Below are 19,076 nucleotides of genomic sequence, written 5' to 3'. Positions count from 1 at the left end.
AGGATTAAGCAAAAAATTGAGGCGATATTTATAACCGATTATCGGTATCTAATATAGAAGGAATGCTTTTAGTATTTGTAGCAATTTCTGAAAGGATTAAATGGAGGATTTATGAAAGAACAAAAAGGCAAGAAGCAGAAGACATATATATCTATTCGATTAAATATAATGTTCCTTTGCATATTTGTACTATTCTCAGCTATTATTATGCAGCTAGGAAAGGTACAAATCGTTGAGGGAGAGGCTTATAAGAACCAAGTGGAAAGTAGTCAAAATGCAATAACTAGTATTCCAGTTCCACGTGGACAAATTTTAGATCGAGAAGGGAAAACAGTTGTTAATAATAAATCTCTTCGCACAATTACGTATACAAGGGTGAAGGGAATTACGAGTGAAGATATTTTAAAAACAGCAAAAGACTTGGCGAAAGTACTTGAAATGCCTGAACAAGATATAAATAAATTAACAGATATCGATAAAAAAGATTTTTGGATGCAGTTGAATTCGAAACGTGCGGAGACAAAGATTACTAAGAAAGATATAGAAAAGTTTAAAGAAAAGGGTATAGAGGGAAAAGAGTTAGATAAAAAAATAGAAGACTTAAGACGAGGTCGTGTTACAGAGGTAGAATTAGCAGAATTAACAGCACAAGATTTAAAGGTGTTAGCTATTAAAAGTAAAATGAGTTCAGGTTATCAACTAACACCACAAATCATTAAAAAAGATGTAACAGATGAAGAGTATGCGCGGATAAGCGAAAATCTTGCGGATTTTCCAGGAGTAGATGCAACTGTTGATTGGGAACGTAATTATGTAAACGGTAATTTATTTCGTTCTGTATTAGGAAATATTACGAGTAGTGAAGAAGGATTACCGAAAGAAAATTTAGATTCTTATTTAGTACGTGGATATAACCGTAATGATCGTGTTGGAAAAAGTTATATTGAACAACGATATGAAGATGTATTACACGGCACAAAAGAAGAAGTGAAAAATATTACTGATAAATCAGGAAACATTGTTAGCACAGAAATAATCTCTAAAGGAAAAAGTGGTAATAGTTTAACATTAACGATTGATATGGAATTACAAAAGAAAGTGGAAGAAAGTATAGAGAAAAACTTGAGAGCTTTTAAGAGTTCAGAGCCACTGCTCGATCGAGCTTTTGTTGTCATGACGAATCCAAATAACGGACAAATTTTATCAATGGCAGGCAAAAAGATTGTAGAAAAAGAAGGGAAAATAGAGGTTGAGGATTTGGCATTAGGAAACATGACAACTTCGTATGAGCTAGGGTCAGCTGTAAAAGGTGCTACTTTATTAACTGGATATGAGACAGGCGCAATACATCCAGGAGATCAATTTTATGACGCGCCGATGAAATTTAAAGGTACACAAGCTAAGAAATCGTGGAATGTATCCGGATTTGGTAATATTAATGATTTACGGGCTTTACAAGTATCTTCGAATGTATACATGTTCCAGACAGCTTTAAAAATTGCGGGAGTTAATTACGTACCAAATGGCTCATTGGATATTAAACAAGGAGCATTTGATACGATGCGCTATTATTTCAAGCAATTTGGTTTAGGTGTCCCAACAGGTATTGATTTACCGAATGAAATAATTGGACAAACGAGAAAAGTAGATAGTCAACCTGGGTTTTTACTAGATTTTTCTATCGGTCAGTATGATACGTATACGCCGTTGCAATTAGCGCAATATATTTCAACGATTGCGAATGGTGGTTATAGAATGCAACCTCAAATTGTACAAGAAATACGAGAACAATCAATAAAAGAAGAGGTTGGCAAAGTTATACGTTCCATAGAGCCTGTCGTATTAAATCGAATTGATATGAAGAAAGAACATATTGATCGGATAAAAGAAGGGTTTAGATGGGTATTCCAAGAAGGTGATGGAACTGGCGTGAAATATTTCAAAAACGCGCCATATAAACCAGCAGGAAAGACAGGAACAGCCCAAACTGTATATGGTGGAGATGACCCGATTGGTAGAAATGCAAAAGGAGAACGTATGGAATGTTACAACTTAACGTTAGTTGGATATGCTCCATATGATAATCCAGAAGTAGCATTTTCTGTAGTAGTTCCATGGCTTCATGATGATAAAAATGGAATTAATTCTATAATTGGAAAGGAAGTTTTAGATGTATACTTTGATTTGAAACAGCAACGTATACATGGTGAAGCTACTAGTACAGGTAGTTCTAAGCAAAATTAGAGTACTTTTCTCAGGGAAAGACCCTGTTCATATAAAGCCATTTATAAGTAAAAAAATGAAATATGAAATAGGAGATAGAGGCGTCGTAGCTACTATCTCTTATTTTGTTAATAACTCTCATACTAGCTATAATTTTTTTAGTTTATGGAACAAATTTGGTTAGGTGATTGTCTATTATGTGTACGTATAAAAAGGTGCTAAAAATTTGGAAGGAATGATGATTTTGAAAAATAAGAGGATGCTAAAAATAGGAATATGCGTTGGTATATTAGGTTTAAGTATTACAAGCCTAGAAGCTTTTACAGGAGGGGCACTGCAAGTTGAAGCGAAAGAAAAGACTGGACAAGTGAAACATACAAATCAGGCGACGCATAAAGAGTTCTCTCAACTTGAGAAAAAATTTGATGCTCGGGTAGGTGTATATGCGATTGATACTGGTACAAATCAAACAATTTCTTATCGATCTAACGAAAGATTCGCCTTCGCATCAACCTACAAGGCTTTAGCAGCAGGAGTATTACTACAGCAAAACTCAATTGATACATTAAATGAAGTAATCACATTTACGAAAGAAGACTTAGTGGATTATTCACCTGTTACAGAGAAACATGTAGATACTGGAATGAAACTAGGAGAAATTGCTGAGGCTGCTGTTCGTTCAAGTGATAATACTGCAGGGAACATTTTATTTAATAAAATAGGCGGACCTAAAGGATATGAAAAAGCGCTTAGAAAGATGGGGGATCGGGTTACTATGTCTGATCGCTTTGAAACAGAATTAAACGAAGCTATTCCAGGAGACATTCGTGACACTAGTACAGCGAAAGCAATTGCTACGAATCTTAAAGCTTTTACGCTCGGAAATGCACTTCCAGCAGAAAAACGTAAAATTCTTACAGAGTGGATGAAAGGAAATGCTACAGGGGACAAACTTATTCGTGCAGGCGTACCAACTGACTGGGTAGTTGGAGATAAATCAGGTGCTGGCAGTTACGGGACAAGAAATGATATTGCTATCGTTTGGCCTCCAAATAGAGCACCAATTATCATCGCAATTTTATCTAGTAAAGATGAGAAAGAGGCTACCTATGATAATCAACTCATTGCAGAGGCAACGGAAGTTATAGTTAAGGCTCTTAAGTAATAATCTTTCAATTCTTTATGTAATATAATTAAAAATAAGAACTTGGAAAGCGATTCTTTTTAATGTGAAAAGAATCGCTTTTTTTATAAGCATGTAAACTATTTATACCTATTTATACCTATGTATTATAAAGATATAATTAATGTAGAAAAGAGGGTGAATAGTTATGGAGAATGACAATCAAGTCTTTTGGAGAACAGATTGTCTTGTTTTGAGAAGGTTTAGTATGGATGACACTAACTACTTTCATTTTTATCGTTCTAATCCAGAAGTGGCTAAATTTCAGTCATGGGTTAATTATCAATATCATGAGGCTAAAACGTTTGTAAATGAACAAGTTAAAAATAATCCTAATCTACCAGGTACTTGGTTCCAGTTCGCAATTGCTTTAACTGAAAATAACAAAATAATTGGAGATTGTGCACTTCACACACTTGTAAATGAACCTCGCATCGTAGAAATCGGATTTACTCTTTCTCCAGAATATCAGGGAAAGGGCTATGCAACTGAAGCTGTTTGTGCCTTATTGAGTTACATATTTCATTCATTAGGAAAACATAAGGTGATTGCATTTTCGGACGTTCGAAATAATAAGTCTATTTCTGTACTAGAACGAGTGGGGATGAGGAGAGAAGGTCATTTATTGCAGAATTACATGCTAAAAGGCCAGTGGATTGATGAATATCAATATTCAATATTGAAGTCTGAATGGAAGGACGCTACATAATTATAAAATTTAGAAACAATGAAGGAACTTATTCATGAAATTGATGAAAATGCCTTTGTCAATGTATATGATGTTGCGGAAGTACAAGGCGGAAACTTTAAAAAGCATGATATCCATTAAGGGTATTAACTAATTTAAATATTTTAAACATAGTTGATTATTGAAAAAGATAAAAACCTCACCACATATAGATATACAACTGATATGTACTAAGTTGTATAACTGCAAGGTACATAGAACTAAAACTAAGATATTCATACGAACTCAAAAAGCTGAAATTCCTTAACTTGGGAATTTCGGCTTTAATGTTATATGATAGAGTTACGATTAGAACAGAACCGGGCATGTTTACTTCAACAGAGTGATATAAGTTCTTCAGTTCCTAAAATTAGAAACTTGAACTTGATTATCGTAGTTAAATCGATTTCACTTTAAAAGAGAACCGTTAGATAAAAAGAATAATCTATTGAAATGTTTTTGAGAATTGTAGTATTGATGAAGATTTTAGGAGGGAATATGAGCAAGAAGATTAAAAGAAGTATATTACTTATTGCTATATTAGTAGGTTGTAGTATCTTTTTATATTTACAGAACAATTTAATAAGTATAACTGAGATTAAAATAACCTCTAGTAAAATACCATCCTCTTTTAAAGGGTATAAAATTCTACAAATTTCAGACTTACACAATAAAAAATTTGGCGATAATCAAGATGTGTTAATTCAAAAAATGAAAAGTATAGACCCAGATATTATTGCAATTACGGGTGATTTAATTGACAGTAAATCATACGATGCAGAAGTTAGTATGCAATTAATACGAGAAATGGTAAAGAAGTATCCTGTATATTTTGTGACAGGAAACCATGAACAATGGTCTGGAAAGTATAACAGTTTAGAAAAAGAGTTGAAGAAATATGGTGTCAATGTTTTAAGGAATGAACATGTAGGCATTCGAAAGGGTGAGCAAGAGATAAACTTGCTAGGTATTGATGATCCAGAGTTTGGTACTGGAAACCGTGATGAAGGAAATATTATAATAGATGAAATTAAAAAAGCAAAAATTGAAATGCAGCCAGATAGATATAATGTATTATTATCCCACAGGCCTGAATTTATAAAGGAATATACGAATGAGCGGTTGGATTTGGTTTTATCGGGACATGCTCATGGAGGGCAAGTTAGATTGCCATTTATCGGTGGATTAGTTGCTCCAAATCAAGGTGTTTTACCTAAATATACAGCGGGTTTATATGTAGAACAAAATACATCAATGGTAGTGAGTAGAGGATTAGGAAATAGTATCATTCCGCAAAGGATTTTGAATAGGCTAGAAATTGTAGTCGTGCAGCTAAATTAAGCTGTACGATTTTTTTTATAAAAAAATGAGTAAAGGGGCTTTCTGTATTTTGCAGGAGTAAACATTACAATTTTGTTAAAAATTTTCTACGTTACATAAAGTAACAAAATTTGACCCTCAGTGTTTGTTATAGTGTAAATAATCAAAAAACTTAAAATTTGTCGAGTGAAAATTGTGATAAGTAATTCATATAAAAAACTTAAAGGGGTGTACACATGCATAAAGAATATGAAATTGAAGAATACACGGCGATTGAGGAACAAATCCATTATTATTGTAAATGTTTATTAGTAAGTCATCCTGATCAAATAATAAAGTATTTAGAAAAAAGGTTAGAAAAATATGCAGAAACATTACAATATGCACATTTATATCCTGACACAGTTATTTTACCGTTACAGCAATTAGTTATCGAATATTCTTTAGACGTTGCTAGAATTCGGAAGTATATGAATTTAAAAACGTAAAGTGAAATTTATAGTTTAAATGAAACAGAGTCGACTTTAGGAAATGAAATTCTAATGTCGACTCTGTTTCATTGTTTAATATCGGTGATTGAACATACATACTAATCAACGAAGTTTGACATATAATTAAGCAAGAGTAAAATAAAAGTGAGTACTCACTCATTTTTATTAGAAAAGGAGGATGAAACGTGCAACAACCTTCAATTATTTTACGGACTGTATCAAAAAGTTTTGGAAAAAAAGAAGTGTTACACAATCTTTCATTGCAAGTTGAAAAAGCAGAGATTTTTGGTTTTGTTGGACCTTCTGGATCTGGGAAAACAACGCTCATTAAAATGATTGCAGGTATTAATGAGGCAACGAAAGGTGAAGTGCTTGTTAATAATACTAATATGCCTAATTTAAATGAAATGAAACGAATTGGTTATATGGCCCAGGCGGATGCATTATACGAAGAATTATCAGCATATGAAAATGCAGATTTTATAGCAACGATGTATGGACTAAAGGGAAAACGTAAAAAGACAAGAATTGCAGAGGTTTTTGAACTTGTACAATTGTCACAGTATATGAAAAAGCAAGTACAACAATTTTCAGGTGGAATGAAAAAACGCTTATCATTAGCAATAGCGCTCCTTCACGAACCAGAAATATTAATTTTAGATGAGCCTACAGTGGGGATAGATCCGCTTCTTAGAAAAACGATTTGGGAAAAATTTTATGATCTTAAAAAGAAAGGCACAACGATTATTGTAACGACGCACATTATGGATGAAGCTGAATTTTGTGAGCGTCTAGGGTTAATTAGAGAAGGGAAACTAGTTGCGGTTGGAACAACTGAAGAATTGAAAAAACGCGTGTCATCTGGACGGATTGAAGATGTCTTTTTGCTAGAAGAGGTGGTACCATCATGAGAGTTACTGGTGTAATCATACGTATTATTCGTCAATTTTTTCGAGATAAGCGTTCGTTAGCAATGATGTTTGGAGCACCGATGTTATTACTTTGGCTTTTGTCACTAGTGTTTACACAGAAAGACTATATACCGCAAATTGCTGTTGTTGATATGCCCGCTCAAATAGTAAAAGTGATGAAAAATCAAGAAGCGTCAATTTATGAATACAGTAAGGAAAAGGCGATTTCTGAGTTGGAAAAACAAAAGGTAGATGCAGTATTTCGAATAGAGAATGGAAAAATGAAACTTCTGTTGGAAGGTAGTGATTCGTCAAAAAATCGTGCTGTACTTCAAGTATTGCAAAAAAGCACAGAGAAGAATGATGTATCGATTATGAAACCTGAAGTAAATTATTTACATGGCTCTAAAGACTTTACGATGTTTGATGGGCTTGGTCCTGTATTAATTGGTTTCTTTACATTTTTCTTTGTATTTATATTATCAGGTGTATCTTTCGTAAGAGAACGTTTAAGTGGTACGCTAGAAAGGTTATTATCCACCCCAGTAAGAAGATGGGAAATAGTCGCAGGTTATATTATTGGTTTTGGAATCTTTGCCTTTATACAATCCATTATTATCGTAAGTTTTTCCGTTTATATTTTAGATTTATACGTAGCTGGCTCCATATGGCTAACGTTACTTATTACATGTATGCTCTCTTTAACTGCACTAACATTAGGTACGTTTTTATCGGCATACGCAAATAATGAATTTCAAATGATTCAATTTATACCGCTTGTTATTGTGCCACAAATCTTCTTTTCTGGATTGTTTCCAATGGAATCTATGAACAAGTGGCTACAAATATTAGGGAAAGTATTTCCACTCACATACGGCGCTGACGCAATGAGACAAGTGATGATTCGGAATCAAGGGTTTACAGAGATTGCATTAGATCTTACTGTGTTATTACTTTTTGCAATATTATTTGCAGTAGGAAATGTATTTGCTTTAAAGAAACATCGCAAAATATAATAATGACAAAAAGGAGCTTTATAAATGCAGAAGGATTGGCTGGAGGAATTAATAGCTGCAACTAATACGGATAAACGAAATGAACGTCAAATGCGTATATTAGAGGCGGCTGTTGATATGTTTGGAGAAAAAGGATACGCTTCAACTTCAACAAGTGAAATTGCAAAGCGTGCTGGTGTAGCGGAAGGAACCATCTTCCGCTACTATAAAACAAAAAAAGATTTATTACTAGCGGTCGTAATGCCAACTTTAACTAAGTTCGCTGCACCATTTTTCGTACAAACCTTTGCAAAAGAAATATTTAAATCGGATTATGAATCATACGAAGGACTTTTAAGGGTTGTAATTCATAATAGGTTTAAATTTGCTCAAAAACACTTTCCTATGATAAAAATATTAATTCAAGAGGTGCCATTCCAACCAGAACTGAAAAATGAAATACAGCAATTAGTAGAAACAGAACTGTTTTCACATTTCAAAAAGTTGATTGTGAAATTTCAAAAAGAAGGAGAGATTATTGAGATACCACCATCTTCCGTACTACGTCTTACTTTATCAGCTGTATTAGGTTTATTATTAACACGATTTTTATTATTACCTGAAGAAAAATGGAATGATGAAGCAGAAATTGAAAATACGATTCAATTTATATTGTATGGATTAACTCCACGAATTTAATCGTCGAAGTGTGAATTACATATATTACTTTTTAAGTAAAAATAAATCGCCTTTAAAAAGGCGATTTATTTTCGTTATATATTTTTGATAAATAAGTACTTGTTTATTAAAAACATTCTAAATCAGCGTGTTTCTTTGTCTCTTCTTCTAAGACCTAATAATCCTGCTAGTCCTAATAAACCAAGCCAAGCCCAATTATTATTTCTATCACGATTATCATTTAAATCATTTGTTGTATTTACATTTCGAGTTCTTACATCATTATTAACTCTGTCTAAATTATTGTCATTTACTCGAGTTGAAATATCAGTGTTATTCACTCTATTCATATTATTTCCATCGTATTCAGCTTGCGCAGATGTACCTAAAAACATAATAGAGAGTGCTAAAACACTTAAAATAGATGATAATTTCTTTTTCATAACAATTCCCTCCTTTCTTATCATTAATTTCTCCGAAGCATGTGTGTATTATTCATTTCACAATATCTAAACCCTCATTAATAGGGCGCACATTTATAGAAAATAGAGTTGAATGATTGTTAATATATCATTGGATATATATTTCTCATAAAAATAACTGAATCAAACTTTGCTTAAAATGTTAATCTTAGTACAATTTATATTATACGGGCTAGCAATAAGGAGGTAATAAGATGCGACAATTTGCAAAACCTACAATCGTCGTAAGTAAGTGTTTAGAATTTGATGCTTGTCGTTATAATGGAGAGATGATTCCAGATGTAACAATACGAAATTTGCAGCCATTTGTTACATTTATACCTGTTTGTCCAGAAGTGGAGATTGGATTGGGGACTCCTCGTGAAACGATACGAATTGTAGAAGAAAATGGTGAGAATAGACTTGTGCAACCGTCGACACGAGAAGATGTAACTGAAAAAATGGAGCAGTTTTCAAATGACTTTTTACAAACGATACCGGATGTGGATGGTTTTATTTTAAAGAATCGTTCACCAAGTTGTGGTACGCGTGATGTGAAAATTTATTCTGGTTTTGAAAAAGCGCCAGCAAAGGGAAAAGGAGCTGGCTTATTTGGCGGAGCAGTAGTAAAAATTTTTTCGCATCTTCCTATTGAAGAGGAAGGTAGATTGTCGAATTTTATTATTAGAGAGCATTTCTTTACAAGGTTATTTACAATCGCATATTACAAAATGATTAAACACAATAAAAATATGAAAGAACTTGTATCGTTTCAGTCGGACAATAAATATTTATTTATGGCATATAATCAGGTGAAACAAAAGGAATTAGGGCGTATAATTGCAAATCACAAAAATGAAAAGATTGAAGTGGTATTTGAAAACTATGAGAAGACTTTATATGAATTATTTATGCGTGCGCCCCGTTATACATCGAATGTAAATGTATGCGAGCACATTTTTGGATATTTTAAAACAAAGCTAAAAAAACAAGAAAAAGATCATTTTATAGAACTGTTACAAAAGTATGCAGAAAAGAAAATACCACTTAGTAGTTTACTTACAATTTTAAAATCATGGGCCATTCGATTTGATGAAAAGTATTTATTAAGACAAACGTATTTCGAACCATACCCTGAAGCATTAGTAGAAATTTCTGATTCGGGAAAAGGTAGAGATTATTAAACAATAAATTACATAATTCGACACGAAATCTCCTATGTTGTTGTAGAACAATGTAGGAATTTTTTTGTGCATTAGTACAGAATCTGTTTTAAAATTAAGTTATGACAGAATTATAGCAATTGTCTAACTAATATTCTTGTCTTTTAAGTTGTTATGTTTGTAGTAGAAACTCGCACGCTGTCGAAACTCAATATTCGATAAGGGGTGTGTAGCGGAATGGAATTTACTCTAACTCGCGAAAAACAAATGATTAAAGAAATGGTACGTGACTTTGCTGAAAAGGAAATCGCACCGAAAGCTGTATATTATGACAAAACTGCAGAGTTTCCATATGAAACATTTCAAAAAATGGGCGAACTAGGATTATTAGGCATCCCATTCCCAGAAGAGTATGGAGGTTCAGGTGGCGATACGGTATCGTATGCGTTAGCAGTTGAAGAAATTGGTCGCGCTTGTGGTGGCACCGGTTTAAGTTATGCTGCAACAATTTCATTAGGTGCTTCTCCAATTTATTATTTCGGTACAGAAGAACAAAAACAAAAGTATTTAGTTCCAATGGCATCAGGTAAAACATTAGGTGCCTTCGGATTAACGGAGCCGAATGCTGGATCAGATGCAGGTGGTACTCAAACGAAAGCGGTATTAGATGGTGATGAGTATGTAATCAGTGGTGAGAAGTGTTGGATTACAAACGCAGAGTATGCAAATACAATTATTGTAACCGCTGTCAACGGTGTTGAAGAGAATGGTAGAAAACGTATTTCTGCATTTATCGTGCCTACTACGAGTGAAGGATTAACGATTTCAAGTCCTTACGATAAGATGGGTGTTCGCGCTTCTAATACTTGTGAAATCGTACTTGATGGTGTTCGTGTACCGAAAGAAAATATTCTTGGTGATGTAAATAAAGGCTTTAAACAATTTTTATATACACTTGATGGAGGGCGTATTTCAATTGCTGCATTGGCAGTTGGTATTGCGCAATCAGCCTTTGAACGTGCATTACAATATGCGAAAGAACGTCAACAATTTGGAAAGTCAATCTCTAATTTCCAAGCGATTCAATTTAAATTAGCTGATATGGCGACTGAAGTAGAGCTAGCACGCAATTTAGTACATAAAGCAGCTTGGTTAAAAGATAACGATAAACCTTTCGGCAAAGAAGCGGCAATGGCAAAACTATTTGCATCGGAAGCAGCAAGCCGTATTGCGAATCAAGCAGTACAGATTCATGGTGGATATGGTTATATGCGTGAATATGAAGTTGAACGACATATTCGTGATGCGAAACTATTAGAAATTGGTGAAGGAACTTCTGAAATTCAACGTCTTGTAATTGCTAGACATTTAGGATGTAGATAAAAGGAGGAATCACTATGTTTCAAAAAATATTAATTGCGAATCGCGGGGAAATTGCTGTTCGTATTATGAAAACTTGTCAAAAACTTGGCATACGCACTGTTGCTATTTATTCTGAAGCAGATGAAAATGCCCTTCATGTGAAGATGGCAAATGAAGCTTACTTAGTAGGTGGACCGCGTGTTCAAGAAAGTTATTTAAACCTTGAAAAAATTATTGAAATAGCTAAGAAGACAAATGCAGAAGCGATTCATCCGGGTTATGGTTTATTATCAGAGAATCCGTCTTTTCCGGTTCGCTGCAAAGAAGAAGGAATCGTATTTATCGGTCCTTCAGAAGAAATCATTACGAAGATGGGAAGTAAAATTGAATCACGTATCGCAATGCAAGCAGCAGATGTCCCAGTAGTCCCAGGTATTACTACAAATATTGAAACTGCTGAAGAAGCAATTGAAATTGCAAAACAAATTGGTTATCCATTAATGCTTAAGGCATCCGCAGGCGGCGGAGGCATTGGTATGCAGTTGATGGAAACTGAGCAAACGCTCACCAAAGCGTTTGAAAGTAATAAAACAAGAGCGCAAAACTTCTTCGGTAACGGAGAAATGTATTTAGAGCGATATATAGCAGATGCGCATCATATTGAAATTCAGCTTTTAGCAGATACACATGGTAACACAGTGTATTTATGGGAGCGTGAATGTTCGGTACAGCGCCGAAATCAAAAAGTAATCGAAGAAGCACCTTCACCATTTTTAGATGAAGGTACACGAAAGGCGATGGGAGAAGTTGCTGTACAAGCTGCCAAAGCACTTGGCTATACAAATGCAGGTACAGTTGAGTTTCTTGTAGATAATCAGAAAAATTTCTATTTCTTAGAAATGAATACGAGATTACAAGTAGAGCATCCAGTGACAGAAGAAATTACGGGATTAGACCTTGTAGAACAGCAACTCCTTATCGCAAGTGGAGAGAAACTATCATTTACTCAGGATGATGTAAAACGTAGTGGTCATGCCATTGAAGCTCGTATTTATGCAGAGGATCCGAAAACATTCTTCCCGTCACCTGGGAAAATTACAGATTTAACATTACCGTCAAATGTACGAATTGATCACTTCTTAGAAAATCATGTAACGATTACACCTTTCTATGATCCAATGATTGCGAAAGTCATTGCACATGGCGAGACTCGTGAAGAAGCAATTTCGAAATTACATGATGCTCTAGAAGAATTAAAAGTAGAAGGTATTAAAACGAACACGCCAATGCTACTGCAAGTTTTGGAAGACGAAGTGTTCAAAGCGGGTATTTATACAACGGGTTTTGTAACGAAACAACTCGTTAAAAAATAAGATCTAACAATATTAAGGGGGAAAAAATGATGACGAAAGTATACGCATCGATGGCAGGAAACGTTTGGAAGATTGTTGTAGGAGTAGGAGATACAGTAGAGGAAGAGCAGGATGTCGTCATTTTAGAATCTATGAAAATGGAAATTCCAATCATTTCAGAAGAAGCCGGCACAGTTATGAAAATTAATGTGCAAGAAGGCGATTTTGTAAATGAAGGAGATGTATTATTAGAAATTGAATAGGGAGATATAGGGGGAAGCGAATTGAAACTACCTAATTTTGCTGTCATTAAAGAAGTAGGACCACGTGATGGTTTACAAAATGAAAAAAAGATTGTTGGCACAAAAGATAAAGTAAAATGGATTCAACTACTTACAGAAGCAGGATTGTCGTATGTTGAAGTTTCCTCATTCGTTCACCCAAAATGGGTCCCAGCATTAGCGGATGCAAATGATGTGTTTTCTGAGCTGAAAAGGGATCCAAATGTTACATATGCTGCGCTTGTTCCGAACCAAAATGGTTTGGAACGAGCTTTTTTGCAAAATGTAGATGAGGTGAATGTTTTTTTATCAGCAAGTGAATCTCATAATAAAAGTAATATTAATAAATCGATTAAAGAAGCGTTAGTTGTAATCGAAGATATAACAAAACAGGCATCATTCGAAGGGAAAAAGGTAAGAGGTTATGTTTCTACTGTATTTGGATGTCCTTATGAAGGGGATATAAGTGTCACAGCAGTTGACGAATTATGTAATCAACTATTTTCATACGGCATTTATGAAGTTTCTCTTGGGGATACAATCGGTGTAGCGAATCCATTACAAGTAGAACAAGTATTAGAACATCTATTAAAGAAGTATGATGCTTCGCAGTTTGCCATGCATTTTCATAATACGTATGGAATGGCTCTAGCAAATGTAGTTAAATCATTAGAATACGGTATTACAACATTTGATAGTTCTTGTGGTGGACTCGGGGGCTGCCCTTATGCACCAGGAGCATCAGGTAATGTTGCTACTGATGACCTAGTACATATGCTCCATAAATTAGGAGTTCAAACGAATATAGACGAAGAAAAGTTATTGCGAGCTAGTCAATTTATTCAAAGTAAGCTAAATATCCAATTACCGAGTCATGTGTATAGAGCGCTTCAACATAAAACGATAAGTAGGTGAGAAGATGCTACAATTACAAAACATTTCAGTTGATTATGTAACACCTCACGTTGTAAAGATTTCGTTATATCGTGAAAGACAAGCAAACTCATTATCTTTAGCGTTATTAGAAGAGTTACAAAACATATTAACTCAAATAAGTGAAGAGTCCAATACGCGTGTAGTTATTCTAACAGGTGCTGGTGAAAAAGCATTTTGTGCTGGTGCTGATTTAAAAGAACGTGCTGGTATGAATGAGGAACAAGTTCGCCATGCTGTTAGTATGATTCGCACGACTATGGAGATGGTTGAACAATTACCACAGCCAGTTATTGCTGCTATAAATGGAATCGCACTTGGTGGTGGTACGGAATTAAGTTTAGCTTGTGATTTTAGAATTGCTGCTGAATCTGCAAGTCTTGGTCTTACTGAAACGACACTTGCAATTATACCAGGAGCGGGTGGTACACAGCGCTTACCGAGATTAATTGGTGTTGGTAGAGCGAAAGAATTAATTTATACAGGTAGACGTATTTCAGCGCAAGAAGCAAAAGAATATGGTTTAGTAGAATTTGTTGTACCAGCTAATTTACTTGAAGAGAAAGCGATTGAAATAGCAGAGAAAATTGCTAGTAATGGACCTATTGCTGTTCGATTAGCAAAAGAGGCAATTTCAAATGGTATTCAAGTTGATTTACATACCGGATTACAAATGGAAAAACAAGCGTATGAAGGTGTAATCCATACGAAAGATAGATTAGAAGGATTACAAGCATTCAAGGAAAAACGCACACCAACGTATAAGGGGGAGTAAATATGTTAGATCAAAAACAACAATCTAATTCATTTGAAGAACGAGTTGAAACGATTAAACAAGGCGGCGCACCAAAGTATCATGAACAAAATAAAGCAAAAGGAAAATTATTTGTTCGAGATCGTTTAGCGCTTCTATTTGATAATGGCGAATATGTAGAAGATGCATTATTTGCTAACTGTGAACAAACAGGCTTACCTGCGGACGGCGTTGTAACGGCAACGGGTAAAATACATGGTCGTACTGCATGTGTAATGGCCAATGATTCTACTGTAAAAGCTGGATCATGGGGATCACGCACAGTTGAAAAGATTTTACGTATTCAAGAAACAGCTGAAAAACTACGTGTTCCGTTATTTTATTTAGTCGACTCTGCTGGAGCGCGCATTACAGATCAAGTAGAAATGTTCCCAGGGCGCCGTGGTGCAGGAAGAATCTTCTATAATCAAGTGAAATTATCAGGTAAAGTTCCTCAAGTATGCTTATTATTTGGACCTTCTGCAGCTGGTGGTGCCTATATTCCAGCCTTTTGCGACGTTGTAATGATGGTAGAAGGAAATGCATCTATGTATTTAGGATCTCCTCGTATGGCTGAGATGGTTATCGGTGAGAAGGTAACTTTAGAAGAGATGGGCGGAGCTCGTATGCATTGCTCTGTATCAGGATGCGGAGATGTTTTATGCAAGACAGAAGAAGATGCGATTACACAAGCAAGACAATACATTTCATATTTTCCAAATAACTACTTAGAAAAGACTCCATTGGTTACACCTCAAGAACCGAAACAATTCGATAAAACGTTAGAACAAATCATTCCAGAAAATCAAAATGCTCCTTTCAATATGAAAGATCTCATTAATAGAGTTATTGATGAAGGTTCATTCTATGAAGTGAAAAAATTATTTGCTCAAGAGCTAATTACAGGCTTAGCACGTATTGATGGTAAGCCTGTTGGTATTATTGCAAATCAGCCGCGTATGAAGGGCGGCGTATTATTCCATGATTCAGCTGATAAAGCTGCTAAGTTTATTAATTTATGTGATGCATATCATATTCCATTATTATTCCTTGCGGATGTACCAGGATTTATGATTGGAACAAAAGTAGAGCGTGCTGGTATTATTCGCCATGGTGCAAAAATGATTTCTGCAATGAGTGAAGCAACTGTACCGAAGATTTCTATCGTTGTTCGTAAAGCATATGGTGCTGGTTTATATGCGATGGCAGGTCCAGCATTTGAACCAGATTGTTGCCTGGCATTACCGACAGCCTCTATTGCGGTAATGGGTCCAGAAGCTGCGGTTAATGCTGTATATGCAAATAAAATTGCAGCTTTACCAGAAGAAGAGCGTGCTAGCTTCATTGCTGAAAAACGTGAAGAGTATAAGAAAGATATTGATATTTATCATTTAGCATCAGAGATGGTGATTGATGGTATTGTTCATCCAAACAATTTACGTGAAGAATTAAAAGGACGTTTCGAAATGTATATGAGTAAATATCAAGTATTCACGGATCGTAAACATCCTGTATATCCAGTTTAAAAGCCCTATTTAGGGCTTTCTTGCTCAAAAAGTTAAGGAGGGGAAAACATTGAAACAAGCAGTTTGGTTTCCAACAGAAGAGTACAAGGAAAAAACACGTTTATATGGTTGGATGAAATCATTGGGATATGAAGATTATGAAACTTTTTATAATAAATCTATCGAGGAAACAGCTTGGTTTTGGGGAGAGGCAGAAAAGGCAGTAGGCTATCAATGGATGAAACCTTATACAGACGTGTTAGATTTAGAAAATGGTACACCGTTTGCACAGTGGTATAATGGCGGAACATGTAACGTTGTAGAATCAGCTTTATCCCGCTGGCTTGCGGATGAAGACACGAGAATACAGCCAGCACTTCAGTACGAAGGGGAAAATGGAACTTCAAAATCATTTACATATGAAGAGCTTGACAACTGGGTAAGTCGTGTTGCAAATGGTTTGAAACACGCGGGTATTGAGAAAGGTGACCGTGTAACAATTTATATGCCGATGATTCCAGAAACAGTTGTTGCGATGCTAGCTGTAATGAAAATCGGAGCAATTATTTCACCAATATTCTCAGGCTTTGCGTCTGATGCAGTCATGACACGTGTGCAAGCGGCAGGTTCAAAAATGATTATTACCGCAGATGGATTTTCACGCCGCGGTAAAATTGTTTCTTTAAAAGATGAAGTAGATAAAGCTTGTGAGTATTGCCCAACTGTTGAAAAAGTTGTTATCGTTCGTCATGCAGGAAATGATTTTACACCACATAACTATGATTTTTCGTGGAGTACGCTAGAAAAAGAAAAACCATTCATACATGCCGAGGAAATGCAAAGTGATGATCCATTAATGCTCATTTATACATCAGGAACGACTGGTAAGCCGAAAGGAACAGTACACACGCATGCAGGATTTCCTTTGAAAGCAGCTTTTGATGCAGGATTTGGAATGAATATTAAACAAGGTGATCGTGTATTATGGGTAACTGATATGGGCTGGATGATGGGGCCGTTTCTATTATTCGGTTCACTCATTAATGGAGCAACGATGGTTATGTACGAAGGTGTTCCAGACTTCCCAGAAGCAGACCGGTTATGGGAGACAGTTGATAAATATGAGATTACTCATCTAGGTATTTCGCCAACGTTAATCCGAGCATTGATGGCAAAAGGTGATGAGTATGTCAATAAACATTCTTTAAAGAGTTTGGAAGTATTCGCATCAACAGGAGAACCTTGGAATCCTGATCCATGGATGTGGCTGTTTGAAACGGTTGGAAAAGGAAATGTCCCAATCTGTAACTACTCAGGTGGAACTGAAATCTCTGGTGGGATTTTCGGTAATGTTCTTATTAAGCCAATAGCACCGATTAGTTTTAACGCATCTTTACCAGGAATGGCAGCTGTCGTACTGGATGATCAAGGTAAACCCATTCGAGATGAAGTCGGAGAATTATGCTTAGAGAAACCTTGGGTAGGTATGACGAAAAGCTTCTGGGAAGATGATGAACGTTACGTAAACACATATTGGTCGCGTTTTGAAAATAAATGGGTCCACGGTGACTGGGTCATTTACGATGGTGAACAATATATCATCACAGGGCGTTCAGACGATACGTTAAATATTGCAGGTAAACGTATTGGACCTGCTGAATATGAATCTATTCTTGTGAAACATAACGATGTAATCGAAGCTGCTGCAATTGGTGTACCTGACGAAGTAAAAGGTGAAGTTTGTCATTGTTTTGTAGTGTTAAGAGATCATGTAACATTCACAGGAGAATTAAAGAAAGAATTAATGAGTTTAGTAAACTCTCATATTGGAAAAGCGTTGTGTCCTAAAGACATCCACGTTGTAGAAGATTTACCGAAAACACGTAATTCTAAAGTAATGCGCCGTGTTATTAAAGCAGCTTACTTAGGAAAAGAATTAGGTGATTTATCATCGCTTGTAAATCCTGAGGTAGTTCCGTTTATTCAGGGGTTACAGTCTAGTAAATTATAAAGTTAGAAAGGATCTCTATATAAATAGAGATCCTTTTTTTTATGTTTATAAAAAGAAAAGAAGTGAATTTGATGAAGAAGAAAAATTTTACTATTAGTGTTAAGTATGTTTTTTAGTTTTAATCAAAATACGATATTATGGAATGTCTATTCAATGGAGAAATACTAATTTACAACAACAAGGTGATGACAAAGCGTGACTGCTTATATGTCTGTTTAAACCTTTACGTGTTAATATATAAAAAGCTGACTATAAGCAGTCAGCTTTTTATATATTACATTCTAGTATTTGCCGGGCAGTAATGCCCCCATCTAAAAATTCAGCAAAAGCAAGGAAGTAGGTGAGGGATCAACTTTCCGGAAAAGTCCGATTGGTTCCAAAAGATATATTCTTTCCTTTAAGTTGACATCAAAAATATTACCAATTTTTTCTTTTACAATGGCAACAAATAAAGAAACATTTACAACGACACTTATTTCGTTTAGAACTCCAATCATCATCACGATGACACTTTTCTTTAGATTTCCACCAATCATCATTACAATGTTTTTCCTGAGAACTCCAATCGTCATCACAATGACACTTTTCTTTAGATTTCCACCAATCATCATTACAATGCTTTTTCTGAGAACTCCAATTATCATCACAATGATGCTTTTCTTTAGATTTCCACCAATCATCACAACA

General features: G+C 35.1%; 18 protein-coding genes and 1 pseudogene. 17 read left to right on the top strand and 2 right to left on the bottom strand.

Annotated elements, in window-relative coordinates:
- Positions 1–111 precede the first annotated feature (111 nt).
- The 9 genes and pseudogenes from MR107_RS22945 to MR107_RS22905 all read left to right on the top strand — a co-directional run bounded on the left by MR107_RS22945 (position 112) and on the right by MR107_RS22905 (position 8,549).
- Positions 112–2,244, top strand: a complete 2,133-nt coding sequence (locus MR107_RS22945) for a peptidoglycan D,D-transpeptidase FtsI family protein (RefSeq protein ID WP_048656287.1) — start codon at positions 112–114, stop codon at positions 2,242–2,244.
- 217 nt (positions 2,245–2,461) lie between these two features.
- A complete protein-coding gene (gene bla / locus MR107_RS22940) occupies positions 2,462–3,388 on the top strand; it encodes a class A beta-lactamase Bla1 (RefSeq protein ID WP_025689286.1) in 927 nt (308 codons plus the stop codon).
- A gap of 166 nt (positions 3,389–3,554) precedes the next feature.
- Positions 3,555–4,115, top strand: coding sequence for a GNAT family N-acetyltransferase (locus tag MR107_RS22930; protein ID WP_017656373.1), 561 nt, complete (start codon positions 3,555–3,557; stop codon positions 4,113–4,115).
- Positions 4,116–4,133: 18 nt separating this feature from the next.
- Positions 4,134–4,235: pseudogene (locus MR107_RS31550) on the top strand (DUF2179 domain-containing protein); the annotation flags it as partial.
- A 396-nt stretch (positions 4,236–4,631) separates the two neighbouring features.
- Positions 4,632–5,474, top strand: coding sequence for a metallophosphoesterase (locus MR107_RS22925; protein WP_242292739.1), 843 nt, complete (start codon positions 4,632–4,634; stop codon positions 5,472–5,474).
- A gap of 215 nt (positions 5,475–5,689) precedes the next feature.
- A complete protein-coding gene (locus MR107_RS22920; protein WP_000548621.1) occupies positions 5,690–5,941 on the top strand; it encodes a hypothetical protein in 252 nt (83 codons plus the stop codon).
- Positions 5,942–6,129: 188 nt separating this feature from the next.
- Positions 6,130–6,855 carry an ABC transporter ATP-binding protein gene (locus tag MR107_RS22915; protein WP_001187071.1) on the top strand — a complete coding sequence of 242 codons (726 nt, stop codon included), beginning with the start codon at positions 6,130–6,132 and terminating at the stop codon, positions 6,853–6,855.
- Positions 6,852–7,871: an ABC transporter permease gene (locus MR107_RS22910; protein ID WP_048656283.1), complete on the top strand. Its 1,020-nt coding sequence runs from the start codon at positions 6,852–6,854 to the stop codon at positions 7,869–7,871. The genes MR107_RS22915 and MR107_RS22910 overlap by 4 nt, the downstream gene beginning before the upstream one ends.
- A 24-nt stretch (positions 7,872–7,895) precedes the next feature.
- Positions 7,896–8,549: a TetR/AcrR family transcriptional regulator gene (locus MR107_RS22905; RefSeq protein WP_048656282.1), complete on the top strand. Its 654-nt coding sequence runs from the start codon at positions 7,896–7,898 to the stop codon at positions 8,547–8,549.
- A 122-nt stretch (positions 8,550–8,671) separates the two neighbouring features.
- Here MR107_RS22905 and MR107_RS22900 read toward each other — a convergent pair whose 3' ends face one another.
- Positions 8,672–8,971, bottom strand: coding sequence for a WGxxGxxG family protein (locus tag MR107_RS22900; RefSeq protein WP_000728151.1), 300 nt, complete (start codon positions 8,969–8,971; stop codon positions 8,672–8,674).
- Positions 8,972–9,204: 233 nt separating this feature from the next.
- On the opposite strand from MR107_RS22900, the gene MR107_RS22895 reads away from it, so the two are divergent.
- The 8 genes from MR107_RS22895 (at position 9,205) to MR107_RS22860 (ending at position 18,389) form a co-directional block, all read left to right on the top strand.
- The gene (locus tag MR107_RS22895; protein WP_242292738.1) at positions 9,205–10,173 is read left to right on the top strand and encodes a YbgA family protein; all 969 of its coding nucleotides are present in this window, start codon (positions 9,205–9,207) and stop codon (positions 10,171–10,173) included.
- 216 nt (positions 10,174–10,389) lie between these two features.
- A complete protein-coding gene (locus MR107_RS22890; RefSeq protein ID WP_000397282.1) occupies positions 10,390–11,535 on the top strand; it encodes an acyl-CoA dehydrogenase in 1,146 nt (381 codons plus the stop codon).
- 14 nt (positions 11,536–11,549) lie between these two features.
- Complete coding sequence (locus MR107_RS22885) at positions 11,550–12,887, top strand: acetyl-CoA carboxylase biotin carboxylase subunit (RefSeq protein WP_000486749.1); 1,338 nt, start codon at positions 11,550–11,552, stop codon at positions 12,885–12,887.
- Positions 12,888–12,913: 26 nt separating this feature from the next.
- Positions 12,914–13,129, top strand: a complete 216-nt coding sequence (locus MR107_RS22880; RefSeq protein WP_001987345.1) for an acetyl-CoA carboxylase biotin carboxyl carrier protein subunit — start codon at positions 12,914–12,916, stop codon at positions 13,127–13,129.
- A gap of 21 nt (positions 13,130–13,150) precedes the next feature.
- The gene (mvaB, locus tag MR107_RS22875) at positions 13,151–14,062 is read left to right on the top strand and encodes a hydroxymethylglutaryl-CoA lyase (protein WP_242292737.1); all 912 of its coding nucleotides are present in this window, start codon (positions 13,151–13,153) and stop codon (positions 14,060–14,062) included.
- A 4-nt stretch (positions 14,063–14,066) separates the two neighbouring features.
- A complete protein-coding gene (locus MR107_RS22870; protein WP_000939818.1) occupies positions 14,067–14,855 on the top strand; it encodes an enoyl-CoA hydratase in 789 nt (262 codons plus the stop codon).
- A 2-nt stretch (positions 14,856–14,857) separates the two neighbouring features.
- Positions 14,858–16,399, top strand: coding sequence for an acyl-CoA carboxylase subunit beta (locus tag MR107_RS22865; RefSeq protein WP_000886744.1), 1,542 nt, complete (start codon positions 14,858–14,860; stop codon positions 16,397–16,399).
- A gap of 49 nt (positions 16,400–16,448) precedes the next feature.
- Positions 16,449–18,389, top strand: coding sequence for an AMP-binding protein (locus MR107_RS22860; RefSeq protein WP_211478126.1), 1,941 nt, complete (start codon positions 16,449–16,451; stop codon positions 18,387–18,389).
- A gap of 311 nt (positions 18,390–18,700) precedes the next feature.
- Here the strand turns inward: MR107_RS22860 and MR107_RS22855 are convergent.
- Positions 18,701–19,076: hypothetical protein (locus tag MR107_RS22855; RefSeq protein WP_242292736.1), on the bottom strand; the 376-nt coding region annotated here is incomplete at its 5' end.

Source organism: Bacillus cereus group sp. BfR-BA-01441, from assembly GCF_022663075.1.
GTDB classification, from domain to species: domain Bacteria; phylum Bacillota; class Bacilli; order Bacillales; family Bacillaceae_G; genus Bacillus_A; species Bacillus_A cereus.
The sequence above is the reverse complement of the archived record's forward strand: the minus strand, read 5'-3'. Positions and strand labels throughout refer to the sequence as shown.

Excerpts from the sequence above, each read along its gene's own strand:
- MR107_RS22945 (WP_048656287.1), top strand. The coding sequence starts at position 112 with ATGAAAGAACAAAAAGGCAAGAAGCAGAAGACATATATATCTATTCGA.
- bla (WP_025689286.1), top strand. The coding sequence starts at position 2,462 with ATGATTTTGAAAAATAAGAGGATGCTAAAAATAGGAATATGCGTTGGT.
- MR107_RS22930 (WP_017656373.1), top strand. The coding sequence starts at position 3,555 with ATGGAGAATGACAATCAAGTCTTTTGGAGAACAGATTGTCTTGTTTTG.
- MR107_RS22925 (WP_242292739.1), top strand. The coding sequence starts at position 4,632 with ATGAGCAAGAAGATTAAAAGAAGTATATTACTTATTGCTATATTAGTA.
- MR107_RS22920 (WP_000548621.1), top strand. The coding sequence starts at position 5,690 with ATGCATAAAGAATATGAAATTGAAGAATACACGGCGATTGAGGAACAA.
- MR107_RS22910 (WP_048656283.1), top strand. The coding sequence starts at position 6,852 with ATGAGAGTTACTGGTGTAATCATACGTATTATTCGTCAATTTTTTCGA.
- MR107_RS22905 (WP_048656282.1), top strand. The coding sequence starts at position 7,896 with ATGCAGAAGGATTGGCTGGAGGAATTAATAGCTGCAACTAATACGGAT.
- MR107_RS22900 (WP_000728151.1), bottom strand. The coding sequence starts at position 8,971 with ATGAAAAAGAAATTATCATCTATTTTAAGTGTTTTAGCACTCTCTATT.
- MR107_RS22895 (WP_242292738.1), top strand. The coding sequence starts at position 9,205 with ATGCGACAATTTGCAAAACCTACAATCGTCGTAAGTAAGTGTTTAGAA.
- MR107_RS22890 (WP_000397282.1), top strand. The coding sequence starts at position 10,390 with ATGGAATTTACTCTAACTCGCGAAAAACAAATGATTAAAGAAATGGTA.
- MR107_RS22885 (WP_000486749.1), top strand. The coding sequence starts at position 11,550 with ATGTTTCAAAAAATATTAATTGCGAATCGCGGGGAAATTGCTGTTCGT.
- MR107_RS22880 (WP_001987345.1), top strand. The coding sequence starts at position 12,914 with ATGATGACGAAAGTATACGCATCGATGGCAGGAAACGTTTGGAAGATT.
- MR107_RS22870 (WP_000939818.1), top strand. The coding sequence starts at position 14,067 with ATGCTACAATTACAAAACATTTCAGTTGATTATGTAACACCTCACGTT.
- MR107_RS22865 (WP_000886744.1), top strand. The coding sequence starts at position 14,858 with ATGTTAGATCAAAAACAACAATCTAATTCATTTGAAGAACGAGTTGAA.